The 716-nt window shown below is 31.0% G+C and carries 1 pseudogene; it reads left to right on the top strand.

Annotated features, from left to right (window positions below):
- Window positions 1-504: 504 nt before the first annotated feature.
- Window positions 505-716: pseudogene (locus tag ACQV2Q_RS08880) on the top strand (hypothetical protein); the annotation flags it as partial.

Genomic DNA, 716 nt, shown 5'->3' with positions numbered 1-716 from the left:
AGATAAATTATCATAACAAGTGCAACGTTCAATAAACGCAGAGTTCATTAGCTATATTAATAGGTAAATAACCAAACAAAACAGATTAAAAGGAGCCATTAACTATGAGTTATAACCATCTTACAATAGAAGAGAGAGCTTGTATTTATCAATTTTAAATTTATGAAGGAGTATCATAAAAATTGCCAAAACATTAAGAAGATCTCTTAGTACAATTTCAAGAGAAATAAAAAGCAATTCTTCAAACATTAAGGTTCGTAGAGGAAAAGAGAGTCATAGAAAAAGCAAGTATTGTTTTGTAACACTGGCAGAAAGAAGATCCAGATATTACATAGCGATATTAGTAGAAAATAGAAAGTCGGAAAATATCACATCGGCAATCATTAATGCGCTAAAAGATCTTGTAAAAACAATAACATTTGACAGAGGCGAAGAATGTTCAGAATTTGAGCAAACAGAAGAGGAATTAGGCTGTAAGACATATTTCTATGATCCTTAGTGTGCTTGGCAAAAGGTACAAATGAAAACAGCAATGAGCTTTTAAGAGAGTTTTATCCTGAAGAAATGGATTTGTCAAAAGTAAGTAAAGATGGTTTACACAATAACCTAGAGTTAATGAAAAATAGACCAAGGAAAGGTATAAAATATAAACCACCTAAAGAAGAACTTTTTGGATTCTTACTATCGGTGTTGCATTTGATTGGACAATTCGTCAA

Origin of the sequence: Facklamia sp. P12950, assembly GCF_050409465.1 — a bacterium.
GTDB lineage: Bacteria > Bacillota > Bacilli > Lactobacillales > Aerococcaceae > Facklamia.
This window is presented reverse-complemented; position numbering and strand designations above follow the sequence as displayed.